Raw genomic sequence first — 15,933 nt, 5'->3', positions numbered from 1 at the left:
CCACGTTGCCGCGCCGCCTTTCATCCATCCAGAAGGAGCAACTCATCATGAAGCTGGTCACAGCCATCATCAAACCGTTCAAGCTCGACGAGGTGCGCGAAGCGCTCTCGGCCATCGGCGTGCAGGGCATCACCGTCACGGAAGTGAAGGGCTTCGGTCGCCAGAAGGGCCACACCGAGCTGTACCGCGGCGCCGAGTACGTGGTCGACTTCCTGCCCAAGGTGAAGATCGAGGCGGCCATCTCCGACGAGCTGGTCGACCGCGTGATCGAGGCGGTGGAAGGCGCCGCGCGCACCGGGAAGATCGGCGACGGCAAGATCTTTGTCTACAACCTCGAGCAGGTCGTGCGCATCCGCACCGGCGAAACGGGTCGCGAAGCCCTCTGATCGAGTCCTGGCCCGAAAGAACAACGACTATGAAAAAACTTCTTGTCTCTCTTGCGCTCGGCTTGAGCGTCCTCGTCGCCGGTACTTCGGCGCTGGCCCAGGCACCCGCCGCCACCCCTGAGGCACCGGCTGCGTCGGCACCTGCCGCACCTGCCGCGGCTGCGCCCGCGCCTGCAGCGGCTGCAGCACCCGCTGCTGCCGAAGCTGCGCCCGCCGCACCGGCCGCCGCCCCCGCGCCCAAGGTCGACTCCGGCGACACCGCCTGGATGCTCACCTCGACCCTGCTCGTGATCCTGATGACCATTCCCGGCCTGGCGCTGTTCTACGGCGGCCTGGGCCGTTCCAAGAACATGCTGTCGGTGCTGATGCAGGTCTTCGTGATCTTCTCGCTCATCAGCCTGCTGTGGGCCATCTACGGCTACAGCCTGGCCTTCACGGGCGACGGCAACTTCTTCGGAAGCTTCGACAAGATCTTCATGAAGGGCATCACGCAGGAGACCTTCGGCGCGCTGACCACGATTCCCGAATACGTGTTCTTCGCCTTCCAGGGCACCTTCGCGGCCATCACCGTGGCGCTGATCGTCGGCGCTTTCGCGGAACGCGCCAAGTTCTCGGCCGTGCTGCTGTTCTCGGTGATCTGGTTCACCTTCAGCTATGTGCCCATGGCCCACATCGTGTGGGGCGGCGGCCTGCTGGGCAAGGACGGCGCGCTGGACTTCGCCGGCGGCACCGTGGTGCACATCAACGCCGGTATCGCCGGCCTGGTCGGTGCCTACATGGTCGGCAAGCGCGTGGGCTACGGCAAGGAAGCCTTCACGCCGCACTCGCTCACGCTCACCATGGTCGGCGCCTCGCTGCTGTGGGTCGGCTGGTTCGGCTTCAACGCCGGCTCGGCAGGTGCGGCCAACGCCGCCGCCGGCCTGGCCTTCGTGAACACGGTGCTCGCCACCGCCGCCGCGGCCCTGTCGTGGATCCTGGGTGAGAGCCTGCACAAGGGCAAGGCCTCGATGCTGGGCGCCGCGTCCGGTGCTGTCGCCGGCCTCGTGGCCGTCACGCCCGCCGCCGGTTTCGTCGGCCCGATGGGCTCGATCGTGATGGGCCTGCTGGCCGGCCTGGTCTGCCTGTGGGGCGTGGGCGGCCTCAAGCGCATGCTCGGCGCGGACGACGCGTTCGACGTGTTCGGCGTGCACGGCGTGGGCGGCATCCTGGGTGCCATCCTGACCGGCGTGTTCGCTGCCAAGGGCCTGGGCGGCACCGGCGGCCTGACGCCCGACACCTTCTCGATGGGCGCGCAGGTCTGGATCCAGGTCAAGAGCGTGCTGTTCACCATCGTGTGGTCCGGCGTGGTCGCCTTCATCGCCTACAAGATCGCCGACCTGACCCTGGGCCTGCGTGTGTCGGAAGAAGAAGAGCGCGAAGGCCTCGACATCTCCTCGCACGGCGAAACGGCTTACAACCGCTGATTCGCACACAGACAGCGGGTGGTCCGGCACGGCGCCGGCCCCCGCGCTTCAAAGACCACCACCCTTTTCGATACAAAGAAGAACAACCACTCCCGGTTTTTTCAGGCGAGTCTCCTTTGGATGTTCAGCCCGCGAGCGCTTCGGCGTCAGCGGGCTTTTTTTTGCCCGCGGCCCGCGTGGCCGGGGGCACAATCGCCCCACCATGTGGACCTCCATCGAAGACAGCCTCTGCGAGCTGGGTGAATCGCCGTTCTGGCATCCGCACGAACGCGCGCTCTACTGGCTCGACATCCCGGGCCGCGCCGTGCTGCGCACGCGCGGCGAGATCGGTTCGCCCACGGCCACGGTCGAGCGATGGGCCTTGCCCACCGAGCCCGGCTGCATGGCGCCGGCACGCAGCGGCGGCCTCGTGATCGCGCTGCGCGACGGCATCTACCGGGCCCGCGAATGGGGCGGCAGCCTCGTCGCGATGGCGCGCGCGGAGCACGACGTGCGCACCATGCGCTTCAACGACGGCAAGTGCGACGCGCTCGGCCGCTTCTGGGCCGGCTCGCTCAACGAGGCCAAGGACCGCGCCAACGCCGCGCTCTACTGCTTCGACGCACGGCCGGGGGACGTCTCGCCCACCATCACGTCGATGCTGGAACACGTCACCACCGCCAACGGCCTGGCGTTCTCGCCCGACAACCGCACCCTGTACTGGGCCGACACCGCCGCGCACGTGGTGCGTGCCTGGGACTGGGATGCCGAGGCCAACACGCTGTCGCATGCGCGCGTGTTCCAGCAGTTCGACCCCAAGCCCGCGGGCTGGGTACCCAGCACGCCCACGCACTACGACGGCCGCCCCGACGGCGCCACCGTCGACGCCGCCGGCCACTACTGGGTCGCGATGTTCGAAGGCGCGCAGCTGCTGCGCTTTGCGCCCACGGGCGAGCGCGTGGCCGCCATCGCGGTGCCCGTGCAGTGCCCGACCATGCCCTGCTTCGGTGGCGACGACTTGCGCACCCTGTTCGTGACCAGCGGGCGCAAGGGCCGCCCGGCCGACGAGCTGGTGCAGCGCCCGGCCTCGGGCACCGTGCTCTCGATGCGCGTCGACACGCCGGGCCTGCCGGTCAGCTTCTTCGAAGACTAAGAAGGCGTGAACGAACCCGCCATGTCCGCTCATCCCGCCCAGACACGCCCCCTCGGCGTTGCAAATGCTCGCCATAGCCCGAGCTATGGCTGCGCTTTGCGCCTTGATGGGGCGCGCCTGGGCGGGCTGCTCGGCCACGCCGGATTCATTCACGCCTTCTGAGCTCTCCGGCTGCCCCGCGGATGGCCCTGCACCACATCCCCCCGATCCAATGCCTGCTGACCTTCGAGGCCGTCGCGCGCCTGCGGCATGCGGGCCGCGCGGCCGACGAGCTGTGCGTGACGGCCAGCGCCGTGAGCCACCGCATCCGCCAGCTCGAGGCGCACGTGGGCTTCAAGCTCTTCGGGCGCAGCGACTTCAGCCTCACGGCCGACGGCGCGGCCTACCTGGCGAACGTGCGCGTCGGCCTGGCCGCGCTGCAGCAGGCCACGCCCGGCAGCCGTGACGCGGCGCTGCGCGCACCGCGCCTGAGCGTGGCGGTCACGCCCACCTTCAGCCGCCAGTTCCTGATGCCGCGGCTGGAGCTCTTTCGCAACATCTACCCCGACATCGAGCTGGCGCTGCACGTGTCGATCCCGCTGCTCGACGTCACGGCCGAGCAGACCGACCTGCAGGTGCGCTACGGCATCGGCGCGTACGCCGACTGCGAGCACCGCCTGCTCATCGCCGAGGACGTGGTGCCCGCCTGCAGCCCGAGCTACCTGAACGAGTTCGGGCCCTTCGACGGCTTTCGCACCGCGGCCGAGATCGCCAGCGCGCGGCTGATCCGCAGCCCGCTCGAGCCCTGGGGCACCTGGTTCGCGAGCTGCGGCATCGACCAGCCCGAGCCGCACCTGGGCGCGCAGTTCAACGACCTGGGCCTGGTCTACGACGCGGCCGCCAGCGGCTTCGGCGTGGCGCTGGTGCGACAGAAGCTGGGCGCCGCCTGGTTCGAATCGGGCCGGCTGGTGGCGCTGTCGGAACGGCCCGTGCCCTCGCCGCACCGCCACTACATCTGCTGGCAGCCGGGCACGCTGGAGCGCTGGGAGTGCGCGGCCTTCGTCGACTGGATCGTTCAGACGCTGCACTGACCGACACGCCGGCCCGACAAATTTTTATCAAGGTCCGGGCAAAAAACCTTCAATCCGGACGGCGCGCTTCTCCCTAGAGTGCGGGGCACAACAACAGCCTCCCCGGAGACAACGCATGACCTGGCAGCAGATCTACGACCCGTTCGGCAACATGATCATTTCCACCGCGCTCGCCGCGATCCCGGTGGTGGTGATGCTTGCGTGCCTCGGCTTTTTCCACATCAAGGCCCACATCGCCGCCGGCCTCGGCCTGCTGGCGGCGCTGGCCGTCGCCGTGTTCGCCTACGGCATGCCGGCCGAGATGGCCGGGCGCGCCGCGCTCTTCGGCGGCTTCACGGGCCTGCTGCCGATCGGCTGGATCGTGCTGAACATCATCTTCCTGCAGCAGCTGGCCGAACAGAACGGCAGCTTCAAGGTGCTGCAGGACTCGCTCTCGGGCATCACCGAAGACCGCCGCATCCAGCTGCTGCTGATCGCCTTCTGCTTCGGCGCGTTCTTCGAGGGCGCGGCGGGCTTCGGCACGCCGGTGGCGGTCACGGCCGGCATCCTGATCGGCCTGGGCTTCTCGCCGCTGGCCGCCTCCGGCCTCTCGCTGATCGCCAACACGGCGCCGGTGGCCTTCGGCGCGCTCGGCACGCCGGTGATCACGCTGGCCAAGGTGCACGGCTACGACCTGATGGAAGTCACCGCGATGATCGGGCGGCAGCTGCCGTTCTTCTCGCTGCTGGTGCCGTTCTGGCTGGTGTGGGCCTTCGCCGGACGCAAGGCGATGATGGAAGTGTGGCCCGCCATCCTGGTCACGGGCGTGTCGTTCGCGGTGCCGCAGTACCTGGTGTCGAACTTCATCGGCCCCGAGCTGGTCGACATCATCGCGGCCATCGTGTCGATGGCCAGCCTGGTGCTGTTCCTGCGCGTGTGGCAGCCGAAGAACGTGTGGCGCTCGCCCTCGCTGCGCGGCAAGGACGTGAGCGCGCACGAGGCCAAGTCGCCGGCTGCCATCGTCGTGCACAGCCGCGAAGCGCTGGTGCGCGCGTGGATGCCCTGGGTGATCCTCTCGGTGTTTGTCTTCATCTGGGGCCTGCCCTCGGTGAAGACCGCGCTCAACGGCGTCTTCGCGCCCTCGTTCCCGATGGGCGGGCTGCACAACCTGATCGAGAAGATGCCGCCGGTGGTGACGGCGCCCACCAAGGAAGGCGCGGTGTACGTGCTGAACCTGCTGTCGGCCACGGGCACCGGCATCCTGCTGTCGGCGATCGTGAGCGCGCTGTTCATGAAGTACAACCCGATCGAGATCGTGCGCACCTTTGTCCGCACGCTCTGGATGGTGCGCTACTCGCTCATGACCATCGTGCTGATGCTCGCGCTGGGCACGCTCACGCGCTATTCGGGCACCGACACCACGCTGGGCCTGGCCTTCGCCAACACCGGCGTGTTCTATCCCTTCTTCGGCACGCTCATGGGCTGGATCGGCGTGGCCATGACCGGCTCCGACACGGCCTCGAACGTGCTCTTCGGTGGCATGCAGAAGGTCGCGGCCGAGCAGCTCGGCCTGGCGCCCAACCTCATGGGCGCGGCCAACAGCTCGGGCGGCGTGATGGGTAAGATGATCGACGCCCAGTCGATCGTGGTGGCCTCCACCGCCACGCGGTGGTTCAATCACGAAGGCGACATCCTGCGCTACGTGTTCTTCCACTCGATCGCGCTGGCCTCGCTGGTCGGCCTGTACGTGACGCTGCAGGCCTATGTGTGGCCATTCACCCTGATGGTCGTCCGCTGAAAGTTGTTCCCGCCATGAATGCTCCCGTCACACCCGATCAGCACACGCAGCTGTCGAAGGCGGAGCGCCAGGCGCAGGTGGTGCGGGCGCTGCAGGCGCACCTGCCCGCGCATGCGCTCATCTGGCACGCCGAAGACACCACGCCCTACGAGTGCGACGGCCTCACGGCCTACCGCCAGCGCCCGCTGGTGGTGGCCCTGCCCGAGACCGAGGCGCAGGTGGCCGCCGTGCTGCGCGCCTGCCATGCGCTGGCCGTGCCCGTGGTGGCGCGCGGCGCCGGCACGGGGCTCTCGGGCGGCGCCATGCCGCACGCGCTGGGCGTGACGCTGTCGCTCGCCAAGTTCAACCGCATCCTGAAGGTCGACCCCGTGAGCCGCACGGCCGTCGTGCAGTGCGGCGTGCGCAACCTCGCCATCAGCGAGGCCGCCGCGCCCTTCAACCTCTACTACGCGCCCGACCCGTCGAGCCAGATCGCCTGCACCATCGGCGGCAACGTGGCCGAGAACTCGGGCGGCGTGCACTGCCTGAAGTACGGCCTCACGCTGCACAACGTGCTGCGCGTGCGCGGCTTCACGGCCGAGGGCGAACCCATCGTGTTCGGCGGCGAGGCGCTCGACGCGCCGGGGCTCGACCTGCTCGCGCTGGCCATCGGCAGCGAAGGCATGCTGGCCGTGACCACCGAGGTCACGGTGAAGCTGGTGCCCAAGCCGCAGCTGGCGCGCTGCATCATGGCCAGCTTCGACGACGTGCGCAAAGCCGGCGACGCGGTCGCGGCGGTGATTGCCGCGGGCATCATTCCGGCCGGCCTGGAGATGATGGACAAGCCCATGACCGCCGCCGTCGAAGACTTCGTGCACGCGGGCTACGACCTCGACGCCGCCGCCATCCTGCTGTGCGAGTCGGACGGCACGCCCGAAGAGGTCGAGGAAGAAATCGGCCGCATGACCGAGGTGCTGCGTGGCTGCGGCGCCACCGCCATCGCCGTGAGCACCAGCGAAGACGAGCGCATGAAGTTCTGGAGCGGCCGCAAGAACGCCTTCCCGGCGTCGGGCCGCATCAGCCCCGACTACATGTGCCTCGACTCCACCATCCCGCGCAAGCGGCTCGCCGACATCCTGCTGGCGATCCAGGAGATGGAGAAGAAATACAACCTGCGCTGCTGCAACGTGTTCCACGCGGGCGACGGCAACCTGCATCCGCTGGTGCTGTTCGACGCCAACGACCCCGACGAGCTGCACCGCTGCGAGCTGTTCGGCGCCGACATCCTCGAGACCAGCGTCGCCATGGGCGGCACCGTCTCGGGCGAGCACGGCGTGGGCGTGGAAAAACTCAACAGCATGTGCGTGCAGTTCACCGCGGCCGAGAACGAGCAGATGTTCGGCATCAAGCGCGCCTTCGACCCCGCCGGGCTGCTCAACCCCGGCAAGGTGATTCCCACGCTGCAGCGCTGCGCCGAGTACGGCAAGGAAGTGGTGCGCGGCGGCCGGCTGGCGCATCCCGACCTGCCGAGATTCTGAGAGCTTCATGAACATGGACACCGCCCTCCAGCAGGTCGTCGAGCGCGTGCGCGCCGCCGCGGCCGATGCCACACCGCTGCGCCTGCGCGGCGGCGGCACGAAGGATTTCTACGGCCAGCCGCCGCGTGGCGAGCTGCTCGACCTGCGCGCGCTCAGCGGCATCACGAGCTACGAGCCGAGTGAGCTGGTCGTCACCGTGCGCGCCGGCACGCCGCTGGCCGAACTCGAAGCCGCGCTCGCTGAACAAGGCCAGTGCCTGCCGTTCGAGCCGCCGTGCTTCGATGCCGGCGGAACCGTCGGCGGCATGGTCGCTGCCGGCCTCAGCGGACCGTCGCGCGCCAGCGTGGGTGCGGTGCGCGACTACGTGCTCGGCGCCACGCTCATCAATGGCCGCGCCGAGGTGCTGAGCTTCGGCGGCCAGGTGATGAAGAACGTCGCCGGCTACGACGTCTCGCGCGTGCTGGCGGGTTCGCTCGGCACGCTGGGCGTGATCGCCGAAGTGAGCCTCAAGGTGCTGCCCGTGGCGCCCGCCGAGGCCACGCTCGCCTTCGCCTGCAGCCAGGCCGATGCACTGCGCCTGCTCAACGAGTGGGGCGGGCGCCCGCTGCCGCTGAACGCGAGCAGCTGGTTCGAACACGCGCCCGGCGCGGGCGTGCTGCGCCTGCGGCTGCGCGGCGCCGTGGCGGCCGTCGAAGCCGCCTGCGCGCAGCTCGGCGGCGAACGCCAGGACCCGGTGCGCGCGGCCGCCGGCTGGGCCGCGCTGCGCGACCAGCGCATGCCGTGGTTCGCACTCGACGAAGCCGGGTCGCTGGCGCTGTGGCGCCTGTCGGTGCCGCAGACCGCGCCGGTGATCGCCATTGAGGGCTGCGCCGCGCCGCTGGTCGAATGGCACGGCGGGCAGCGCTGGTACCTCGCGCCGCCCGCGCAGGCCGCACGCCTGCGCGAGGCCGCGCACGCAGCGGGTGGCCATGCCACGCTGTTCCGTGTACCCGCGGCGCAAGCGGCCGACTGCGACGTGCGGCGCTTCGACGCGCTGAGTGCGCCGGTGGCGCGCATCCATCGCGCGCTGATGCAGGAGTTCGATCCGAACGGGGTCTTCGACCGCGGCCGGCTCTTCGCAGGCGATCAATAAAAAAAGAAACACCCACCCCGCGATGCAAACCGAACTAGCCCCCGAATTCCGCGACACCGACGCGGGCCGCGAAGCCGAAGCCATCCTGCGCAAGTGCGTGCACTGCGGCTTCTGCACCGCCACCTGCCCGACCTACCAGTTGCTCGGCGACGAGCTCGACGGGCCGCGCGGGCGCATCTACCTCATCAAGCAGGTGCTCGAAGGCCACGCGCCCACGCGCAGCACGCAGCTGCACCTCGACCGCTGCCTCACCTGCCGCAACTGCGAGAGCACCTGCCCGAGCGGCGTGCAGTACGGGAACCTGGTCGACATCGGCCGCAAGATCGTCGACGAGAAAGTGCCGCGCCCCGCCATGGAGTCGGCCACGCGCTGGTTGCTCAAGGAAGCGCTGCCGTCGCCGCTGTTCGGCCCCGCGATGGCGCTGGGCCAGTCGGTGCGCGGCCTGCTGCCCGAAGGGCTGAAGGCCAAGGTGCCCGCGAAGCAGGACGCCGGCCGCTGGCCCACCGCCACGCATGCGCGCAAGGTGCTGATGCTCGCGGGCTGCGTGCAGCCGTCGATGGCGCCCAACATCAACAGCGCCACCGCGCGCGTGCTCGACGCGGCCGGCATCCAGGCCGTGATGGCGCCCAAGGCGGGCTGCTGCGGCGCCGTGAAGTTCCACCTCAACGACCAGGACGGCGGCAAGGCGCAGATGCGCGCCAACATCGATGCGTGGTGGCCCTTCGTCGAAGGCAACGAGGTCGAAGCGATCGTGATGAACGCCTCGGGCTGCGGTGTCACCGTGCGCGAGTACGGCCACCTGCTGCAGCACGACGCGGCCTATGCCGCCAAGGCCGCGCGCATCAGCGCCCTCACGCGCGACCTGAGCGAGCTGCTGCCCGAGCTCGTGCCCGCGCTGCAGGGCCGCGTGCGCGCGCCCGAGGGCGTGGTCGCCTACCACCCGCCCTGCACGCTGCAGCACGGCCAGAAGCTGCGCGGCGGTGTCGAGACGCACCTGCGCGCGCTCGGCTTCGACGTGCGCGTGGCCATGAACGAATCGCACCTGTGCTGCGGCTCGGCCGGCACGTATTCGGTGCTGCAGCCCGAGCTGGCCTACCCGCTGCGCGACCGCAAGCTCGGCCACCTGAAGCAGCTGCAGCCCACGACCATCGCCTCGGCCAACATCGGCTGCATCACGCACCTGCAAAGCGGCAGCGGCGACACGCCCGTGCGCCACTGGGTCGAGCTGCTCGACGCGGCGCTGCAGCCGCCGGCAGGGTAGGGCGCGCGCGCACGGCAGGGTACGTTGCCGTCCGACGTGCGCACCGCGCGTCGGGGCGCATCATGGCGGACCGAAGACGCTGCAAGGAGTTCGTGCCATGTCTTTCGCTTCTGCTTTTCCGCTGCGCCGTGCGTTGCTCGCTGCCGCCTGCATCGCAGGCACCGTCGCCGCGCAGGCGCAGCAGCCGCCCTCGGCCCTGCCGCCCTGGCAGGGCATCGGCACCACGCGCTATGTGTGCGGGGGCATCGGCTCCGACGAGTCGAACGCCATGCGCGCCGCCATGAAGAACCACCCGCTGTCGCTGCTGTTCGCGCGCGCCGACGGCGCCTACCTGGCCAACCTGAACGTCGCGATCAAGGGCGGCGACGCGAACTCGTCCGCTGCCATGGCCTTCACCGCCACCGGCCCGGTGTGCCTCATCGACCTGCCGGCGGGGCGCTACGTGATCGACGTGAGCACCTCGACAGGTGAAACCAAGAGCCAGACCGTGACGGTCGGCGGCGCGCCGAAGAGCGCCGATTTCCGCTTCTGAATTCAGCCGGCGGCCAGCGCCGCCTCGATGTCGCGCGTGAGCGAGGCCGGCGTGTCCAGCGGCGCATAGCGCTTGAGCACCGCGCCGTCGCGCCCGACCAGGAACTTGGTGAAGTTCCACTTGATGGCCGTGCTGCCCAGCAGGCCGGGCTTTTCCTTGGTGAGCCACTGGTACAGCGGCAGTGCGTTGCTGCCGTTGACGTCGATCTTCTCCATCATCGGGAAGCTCACGCCGTAGTTGGTCATGCAGAAGGCGCCGATTTCCTCGTTGGTGCCCGGGTCCTGCCCGCCGAACTGGTTGGAGGGAAAGCCCAGCACCGCGAGGCCCTGGTCGGCGTACTTTTCGTGCAGCGCTTCCAGGCCTTCGAACTGCGGCGTGAAGCCGCAATTGCTCGCCGTGTTGACGATCAGCAGCACCTTGCCGCGGAAGGTCGAGAGCTTCACCGGCTTGCCGTCGATGCGGGTGGCCTGGAAGTCGTAGACGCTGGTCATGGAGAGAGCTCCTCAGGTGGACGCGGAAACGCCATCATCGCGCGCGGGCGGGGTTCGCGCAAACGCCGACCACACCGCACCCAGCACGATCAGCGCGCCGCCGACGAGGATGCGCGAGTTCATGGTGGACGCGCCCAGCGCCACCGACGAGACGCTGGCGAACAGCACCTCCGACAGCATGATCACCGAGGTCGCGCTGGCCGCGAGCTTCGGGGCGCCGTACTGCAGGCACACGTTGGCGACGATGAAGCCCGTGCCCAGCAGCGCGGCCCAGCCCAGCCAGCCGGGCGAGGCGAGCAGCGGCGAATCGATGCCGCCGAACGCGGTGCCGCTCACCGCGCCGACGCCCGCCACCACGGTGCAGCCCCAGAACATGGCCAGCGCGCGCGACTCGCCCGGCGCATGGCGCAGGTGGCGCAGCACGATGTTGGTCACGGCAAAGCCGAAGCCCGCCGCCACGCCCAGCCAGTCGGGCAGGCTCGAGGGCACCGGCCAGTCGGTGCCCGGCGCCTTCAGCACCACCACCACGCCGGTGAGCGCCAGCGCCACGCGCATCAGCGCGCCGCCCGTGGGCCGCTCGCCCAGCAGCAGCCAGGCCAGCAGCACGCTCCACAGCGGCATCAGGTAGAACAGCAGCACCACGCGCACCACGTCGCCCTGCGTGACGGCCCAGTTGAAACCCACGTTGGTGAAGCCCGCGGCCAGGCCCAGTGCCACCAGCATCGGAAACGCGGCGAAGGCCTTCCAGGCGTGCCGGCGCACCAGGCCCATCGCCGTGGCGATGACGAGGTAGATCAGGCAGGTGGTCCACAGCGGATGCAGGCCGTGGCTGGCGATCTGGCGGAAGGGAATCCAGGACACGCCCCACACGAAGGCGTTGAACATCAGGGCGAGGGCGGGCATGGGGGCGTTGGAGTGGGGGCGCTCGGCGCGCCGGCCATTGCACCAACGCGGTCGCGCGAAATCAGTGGTGCTTGTCGCTGCGGGCGATGGCAAGCAGGTGCTCGACTTCCTCAGGATACTTCTTGAGGTTGTTCTCGTGCCAGCGCTTGATGATCCACATGCAGCCGGCCACCACGAGGCCGAAGGCGCTGATGGCACCGTAGGCCGACAGGCCCAGGCCCGTGCACACGCTGTAGAAGCCGCCCAGCAGAAGGATGCAGGCCTGCTCGTTGAAGTTCTGCACGGCGATGGAGCGGCCCGCGCCCATCAGGTTGTGGCCGCGGTGCTGCAGCAGGGCGTTCATCGGCACCACCAGGAAGCCGCCCAGGCCGCCCAGGATGATCAGGAACGGCACCGCCAGCCAGACGTTGCCGATGAAGTTCATGCAGATCACCATCAGGCCCATCGCGATGCCCATGGGGATCACGCGCGTGGCCATGTCCAGCCGCATGTACATCGAGGCCACGATGGCGCCCACCGCGGTGCCGATGGTGACCACGCCGGTCAGCGCCGAGGCCTGGGTGGTGTTGTATTCGAGCGCCACGGCGGCCCAGGCCAGCACGATGTACTTGAGGTTGCCGCCCGCGCCCCAGAACAGCGTGGTGGTCGCCAGCGAGATCTGGCCCAGCCGGTCGCGCCACAGGCGGGCGTTGCAATGCCAGAAGTCGGGCAGCAGGCCGGCCAGGTTGCGCACCATGCTCTGCTCGGGGTTGGAGCGCAGCGGGCGCATCTCGACGCCGGTGTGCGGGATGCGGGTGTTGAACCAGGCCGCGAGCACGTAGACGAAGATCAGCACCGCAATGGCGGCTTCGGCCGGCGAGTCGATGCCGGTGTCGATGAACGGCAGGTCGATCAGCAGCAGCTGGCTGGACACCGCATGGCCCACCAGCATGCCGCCGAGCACGATGCCCAGCAGGATCGAGGCGATGGTCAGCCCTTCGATCCAGCCGTTGGCCTTGACCAGCTGCGACGACGGCAGCAGCTCGGTGAGGATGCCGTACTTGGCCGGCGAGTAGGCCGCCGCGCCCAGGCCCACGATGGAATACGACAGCAGCGGGTGCGAGCCGAACAGCATCATCAGGCAGCCCACGACCTTGATCGCGTTGCTGATGAACATCACCTTGCCCTTGGGCAAGGCGTCGGCAAAGGCGCCCACCAGCGGGGCCAGCACCACATAGAAGACCGCGAAGATCGGCACCAGGGCGGCCCGCTGCCATTCGGGGGCGCCCGAACTTCGCATGAGATCGACGGCAACGACGAAAAGCGCTTGGTCGGCCAGCGACGAAAAGAACTGGGCCGACATGATCGTGTAAAAACCGCGCTTCATCGATGGGCTGGCTGGCCAGAGGGTCTGCTGGCGGTAGTGAAAAAGTGTCGCGTCAGGCGCGAATGGGCGGTTATAGCATGGGGGTACGACGCGAATTCAGGCATCCCCACGGGATTCGACCCCATTCCCGAAGATGCTAAAACGTGGTCTGAAACCACCCCAACACCCGCCATGCCGCGCCCCATTCTCGCCACCGTCCACACCGCCGCCCTGCGCCACAACCTCGACCGCGCCCGCCGCTCGGCCGTCGACGCCCGTGTCTGGGCCGTGGTCAAGGCCAACGCCTACGGGCACGGCATCGAGCGTGTCTTCGAAGGCCTGCGCGGCGCCGACGGCTTTGCGCTGCTCGACCTGGCCGAGGCCGAGCGCGTGCGCGCGCTCGGCTGGCGCGGCCCGGTGCTGCTGCTCGAAGGCGTGTTCGACGCGCGCGACCTGGAGCTGTGCTCGCGGCTGGACCTGTGGCATTCGGTGCACTGCGACGAGCAGATCGACATGCTCGCGGCCCACAAGACCCTGAAGCCGCAGCGCGTGTTCCTGAAGATGAACTCCGGCATGAACCGCCTGGGCTTCTCGCCCGAGCGCTTCGGCTCGGCCTGGACGCGCCTGAACGCGCTCCCGCAGGTCGACGAGATCTCGCTCATGACGCACTTCAGCGACGCCGACGGCCCGCGCGGCATCGAGCACCAGCTGGAGGTGTTCGAGCGCGCCACGCGCGACCTGCCGGGCGAGCGCTCCATCGCCAACAGCGCCGCCACGCTGCGCCACGCGCCGCGCACGCGCGGCGACTGGGTGCGCCCCGGCATCGTGCTGTACGGCAGCGCCCCCGACTTCCCCGAACACGACGCGGCGCACTGGCAGCTGCAGCCGACCATGACGCTGTCGACCCGGCTCATCTCGGTGCAGACGCTGAAGGCCGGCGACACCATCGGCTACGGCTCGCGCTTCGCGGCCGAGGGCCCGCTCACCATCGGCATCGCGGCGGTCGGCTATGCCGACGGCTACCCGCGCCACTGCGACACCGGCACCCCGGTGCTGGTGAACGGCGTGCGCACCCGCATGGTGGGCCGCGTGAGCATGGACATGATCACCGTCGACCTCACGCCCGTGCCCGATGCCGCCTTCGGCGCCGAGGTCACGCTGTGGGGCCGTTCGGCCCTGACCGGCGCGGTGCTGCCGATCGACGAGGTGGCCCAGGCCGCCGGCACCGTCGGCTACGAACTCATGTGCGCGGTCGCGCCGCGGGTGCCTTTCGCACCCGCCGACGAATGACGTGAAGGTTCTTTCCAACTGGCGCTCCGTGCGCCTGTGGGAAACCCAGGTCGAACGCGACCTGCACCGCGACCACAGCCTGCGCACGCATGGTCTGCTGATCGGCACCTTCACCTTGCTAGTGATGTGGGGCGTCTCGGCGCTGCAGATGCACCTGCTGCACGTCGAGTCGCTGGCCGTGCGCTACCTCGTCACGCTCGGCGTGGGCTACGTCGGGTACCTGTGCGTGCTGCGCTGGTGGGCGCAGCGGCTGGTGGAGCGGCGCACCGAGATCGAGCCGCCCGAAGACCTGGGCGGCACCACGGAAGGCGATCCGGGGTGCGCGCCCGACGCCGCCGACGGTGGCAGCGCGCTTTCCGACGTGGCCAGCGGCGCGCTCGACGCCGCGGGCGGCGCCGACGAAGGCGCGATCATCGTCGTGCCGGTGCTCGCCATCTTTCTGCTGTGCGTGGCCGTCGTGCTCGGCGCGGGCTCGCTGGTGCTGCTGTACTTCAGCTGGGACGCGCTGCTGGCCGTGGCGATCGAGGTCGCCTTCTCCTACGTGTCGGCCCGCGCCGCTGTGCGCGTGGCGCGCGAAGGCTGGCTCATGGCGGCGGTGCGGCTCACCTGGAGGCCGCTGCTGGGCGCGGTGATCTGCGCGGTGGCGTTGGGGGCGCTCATCGATCACTTCATGCCGCAGGTCCACTCGCTGCCCGAAGCCGTGCGCGTGCTCACGGGGAAGGCACCGCGCTGAGCAGGTGCTCGACCAGCACCCGGCACTTGGGCGGAAGGTAGCGGCTGGGCGGGTACATCAGCCACGCGTGCCCCTGGTAGCTGCCCTGCAGCGCCCAGTCGGGCAGCACGCGCACCACGCGGGCGTCGTCCAGCGCCTCGCGCGCCGTGAAGGCCGGCACGCAGGCCACGCCCAGGTCCGCGAGCGCGCCGTCGAGCCGCATCTCGCTGTGGTTGCAGACATAGCGGCCGTCCACCACCACCTCGACCTCGTCTTCACCGTCTTTTCGAAAGCGCCAGTGGTTGTCGCGCTCGTGCTCGCCCAGCGACAGGCAGCTGTGCGCGCGCAGGTCGTGCGGGTGCGCGATGGCGCCGTGGCGTGCCAGGTAGGCCGGCGTGGCGCACAGGATGTGCTCGACCGCCATCAGCCGCCGCGCCACCAGCCCCTCGGGCGGCGTCGTGGTCAGCCGCACCACGAGGTCGACGCCTTCGCGGATCGGGTCGATGTCGCGGTCGGCCACGACCAGCTGCACGTCCACTTCCGGATAGGCGCGCAGGAAGTCGAGCAGGTGCGGGTGCAGCACGCGCCGCGCAAAGGCCTTCGGCGCGCTCAGGCGCACCCGGCCGGTGGGCGTGCGCGCGAACTGCGCGCCGATGTCCATCGCGCCCTGCGCCGCCGCCACCAGTTCGCTGCAGCGCGCAAAGGCTTCGGCGCCTGGCTCCGTGAGCCGCAGCTGGCGCGTGGTGCGCTGCAGCAGCTGCACGCCGATCTCCTGTTCGAGCCGCTTCACCTGCCGGCTCGCGGCCGAGGGCGTGATGCCCAGCAGGTCGGCCGCGGCCGAGAAGCTGCCCAGTTCGGCGACCCGCACGAAGGTGACCATCTCGGGCAGCACCTTGAGAAATGAATTCGTTCCGACCACGCA

Annotated in this window: 15 protein-coding genes; 11 read left to right on the top strand and 4 right to left on the bottom strand. The window is 69.6% G+C overall.

The features are described 5' to 3' along the window. The first annotated feature begins 47 nt into the window (after positions 1 to 47). The 9 genes from glnK (at position 48) to AC1RL8_RS27190 (ending at position 10,270) form a co-directional block, all read left to right on the top strand. Positions 48 to 386 carry a P-II family nitrogen regulator gene (glnK, locus tag AC1RL8_RS27230; RefSeq protein WP_056583732.1) on the top strand — a complete coding sequence of 113 codons (339 nt, stop codon included), beginning with the start codon at positions 48 to 50 and terminating at the stop codon, positions 384 to 386. 29 nt (positions 387 to 415) lie between these two features. Next, positions 416 to 1,849 (top strand): ammonium transporter, encoded by a 1,434-nt coding sequence (locus AC1RL8_RS27225; RefSeq protein ID WP_492687228.1) that lies wholly within the window; start codon positions 416 to 418, stop codon positions 1,847 to 1,849. Between the two features lie 202 nt (positions 1,850 to 2,051). Next, a complete protein-coding gene (locus AC1RL8_RS27220) occupies positions 2,052 to 2,981 on the top strand; it encodes an SMP-30/gluconolactonase/LRE family protein (RefSeq protein WP_159273473.1) in 930 nt (309 codons plus the stop codon). 182 nt (positions 2,982 to 3,163) lie between these two features. Continuing rightward, positions 3,164 to 4,051 (top strand): LysR substrate-binding domain-containing protein, encoded by an 888-nt coding sequence (locus tag AC1RL8_RS27215; RefSeq protein WP_062482020.1) that lies wholly within the window; start codon positions 3,164 to 3,166, stop codon positions 4,049 to 4,051. Between the two features lie 115 nt (positions 4,052 to 4,166). After that, positions 4,167 to 5,828, top strand: coding sequence for an L-lactate permease (locus AC1RL8_RS27210; RefSeq protein WP_492687229.1), 1,662 nt, complete (start codon positions 4,167 to 4,169; stop codon positions 5,826 to 5,828). Positions 5,829 to 5,842: 14 nt separating this feature from the next. Further along, a complete protein-coding gene (locus tag AC1RL8_RS27205) occupies positions 5,843 to 7,345 on the top strand; it encodes an FAD-linked oxidase C-terminal domain-containing protein (protein WP_492687230.1) in 1,503 nt (500 codons plus the stop codon). Positions 7,346 to 7,358: 13 nt separating this feature from the next. After that, entirely contained in the window at positions 7,359 to 8,477 is a 1,119-nt protein-coding gene (gene glcE, locus AC1RL8_RS27200) for a glycolate oxidase subunit GlcE (RefSeq protein ID WP_492687234.1), read from the top strand. Positions 8,478 to 8,499: 22 nt separating this feature from the next. After that, positions 8,500 to 9,738 (top strand): glycolate oxidase subunit GlcF, encoded by a 1,239-nt coding sequence (glcF, locus tag AC1RL8_RS27195; protein WP_159273477.1) that lies wholly within the window; start codon positions 8,500 to 8,502, stop codon positions 9,736 to 9,738. Positions 9,739 to 9,835: 97 nt separating this feature from the next. After that, complete coding sequence (locus AC1RL8_RS27190) at positions 9,836 to 10,270, top strand: carboxypeptidase regulatory-like domain-containing protein (RefSeq protein ID WP_159273478.1); 435 nt, start codon at positions 9,836 to 9,838, stop codon at positions 10,268 to 10,270. A gap of 2 nt (positions 10,271 to 10,272) precedes the next feature. On the opposite strand, the gene AC1RL8_RS27185 is transcribed toward AC1RL8_RS27190, so the two are convergent. The 3 genes from AC1RL8_RS27185 to lplT form a co-directional block, all read right to left on the bottom strand. Beyond that, positions 10,273 to 10,761 carry a glutathione peroxidase gene (locus tag AC1RL8_RS27185; RefSeq protein ID WP_139703432.1) on the bottom strand — a complete coding sequence of 163 codons (489 nt, stop codon included), beginning with the start codon at positions 10,759 to 10,761 and terminating at the stop codon, positions 10,273 to 10,275. Positions 10,762 to 10,773: 12 nt separating this feature from the next. Further along, positions 10,774 to 11,664 (bottom strand): DMT family transporter, encoded by an 891-nt coding sequence (locus tag AC1RL8_RS27180; protein WP_062476897.1) that lies wholly within the window; start codon positions 11,662 to 11,664, stop codon positions 10,774 to 10,776. Between the two features lie 61 nt (positions 11,665 to 11,725). Beyond that, positions 11,726 to 13,030: a lysophospholipid transporter LplT gene (gene lplT, locus AC1RL8_RS27175; RefSeq protein WP_062476894.1), complete on the bottom strand. Its 1,305-nt coding sequence runs from the start codon at positions 13,028 to 13,030 to the stop codon at positions 11,726 to 11,728. A 171-nt stretch (positions 13,031 to 13,201) separates the two neighbouring features. On the opposite strand from lplT, the gene alr reads away from it, so the two are divergent. Together alr and AC1RL8_RS27165 are read left to right on the top strand one after the other, a co-directional pair. Beyond that, on the top strand, positions 13,202 to 14,299 hold the full coding sequence (gene alr, locus AC1RL8_RS27170; RefSeq protein ID WP_070063521.1) for an alanine racemase: 1,098 nt from the start codon (positions 13,202 to 13,204) through the stop codon (positions 14,297 to 14,299). 1 nt (position 14,300) lies between these two features. After that, a complete protein-coding gene (locus tag AC1RL8_RS27165) occupies positions 14,301 to 15,032 on the top strand; it encodes a hypothetical protein (protein ID WP_492687231.1) in 732 nt (243 codons plus the stop codon). On the opposite strand, the gene AC1RL8_RS27160 is transcribed toward AC1RL8_RS27165, so the two are convergent. Continuing rightward, positions 15,010 to 15,891, bottom strand: a complete 882-nt coding sequence (locus tag AC1RL8_RS27160; protein WP_492687235.1) for a LysR family transcriptional regulator — start codon at positions 15,889 to 15,891, stop codon at positions 15,010 to 15,012. The genes AC1RL8_RS27165 and AC1RL8_RS27160 overlap by 23 nt on opposite strands. Positions 15,892 to 15,933: the final 42 nt, after the last annotated feature.

The sequence above is a fragment of the Variovorax sp. GW822-FHT04E09 genome (assembly GCF_058800845.1).
Note: the sequence above shows the minus strand (reverse complement) of the source record. Positions and strands in the feature narration are given on the sequence as shown.

Excerpts from the sequence above, each read along its gene's own strand:
- AC1RL8_RS27190 (WP_159273478.1), top strand. The coding sequence starts at position 9,836 with ATGTCTTTCGCTTCTGCTTTTCCGCTGCGCCGTGCGTTGCTCGCTGCC.
- AC1RL8_RS27180 (WP_062476897.1), bottom strand. The coding sequence starts at position 11,664 with ATGCCCGCCCTCGCCCTGATGTTCAACGCCTTCGTGTGGGGCGTGTCC.
- AC1RL8_RS27225 (WP_492687228.1), top strand. The coding sequence starts at position 416 with ATGAAAAAACTTCTTGTCTCTCTTGCGCTCGGCTTGAGCGTCCTCGTC.
- AC1RL8_RS27205 (WP_492687230.1), top strand. The coding sequence starts at position 5,843 with ATGAATGCTCCCGTCACACCCGATCAGCACACGCAGCTGTCGAAGGCG.
- alr (WP_070063521.1), top strand. The coding sequence starts at position 13,202 with ATGCCGCGCCCCATTCTCGCCACCGTCCACACCGCCGCCCTGCGCCAC.
- AC1RL8_RS27210 (WP_492687229.1), top strand. The coding sequence starts at position 4,167 with ATGACCTGGCAGCAGATCTACGACCCGTTCGGCAACATGATCATTTCC.
- lplT (WP_062476894.1), bottom strand. The coding sequence starts at position 13,030 with ATGAAGCGCGGTTTTTACACGATCATGTCGGCCCAGTTCTTTTCGTCG.
- AC1RL8_RS27215 (WP_062482020.1), top strand. The coding sequence starts at position 3,164 with ATGGCCCTGCACCACATCCCCCCGATCCAATGCCTGCTGACCTTCGAG.
- AC1RL8_RS27220 (WP_159273473.1), top strand. The coding sequence starts at position 2,052 with ATGTGGACCTCCATCGAAGACAGCCTCTGCGAGCTGGGTGAATCGCCG.
- glnK (WP_056583732.1), top strand. The coding sequence starts at position 48 with ATGAAGCTGGTCACAGCCATCATCAAACCGTTCAAGCTCGACGAGGTG.
- glcE (WP_492687234.1), top strand. The coding sequence starts at position 7,359 with ATGGACACCGCCCTCCAGCAGGTCGTCGAGCGCGTGCGCGCCGCCGCG.
- AC1RL8_RS27160 (WP_492687235.1), bottom strand. The coding sequence starts at position 15,891 with ATGGTCACCTTCGTGCGGGTCGCCGAACTGGGCAGCTTCTCGGCCGCG.
- AC1RL8_RS27185 (WP_139703432.1), bottom strand. The coding sequence starts at position 10,761 with ATGACCAGCGTCTACGACTTCCAGGCCACCCGCATCGACGGCAAGCCG.
- glcF (WP_159273477.1), top strand. The coding sequence starts at position 8,500 with ATGCAAACCGAACTAGCCCCCGAATTCCGCGACACCGACGCGGGCCGC.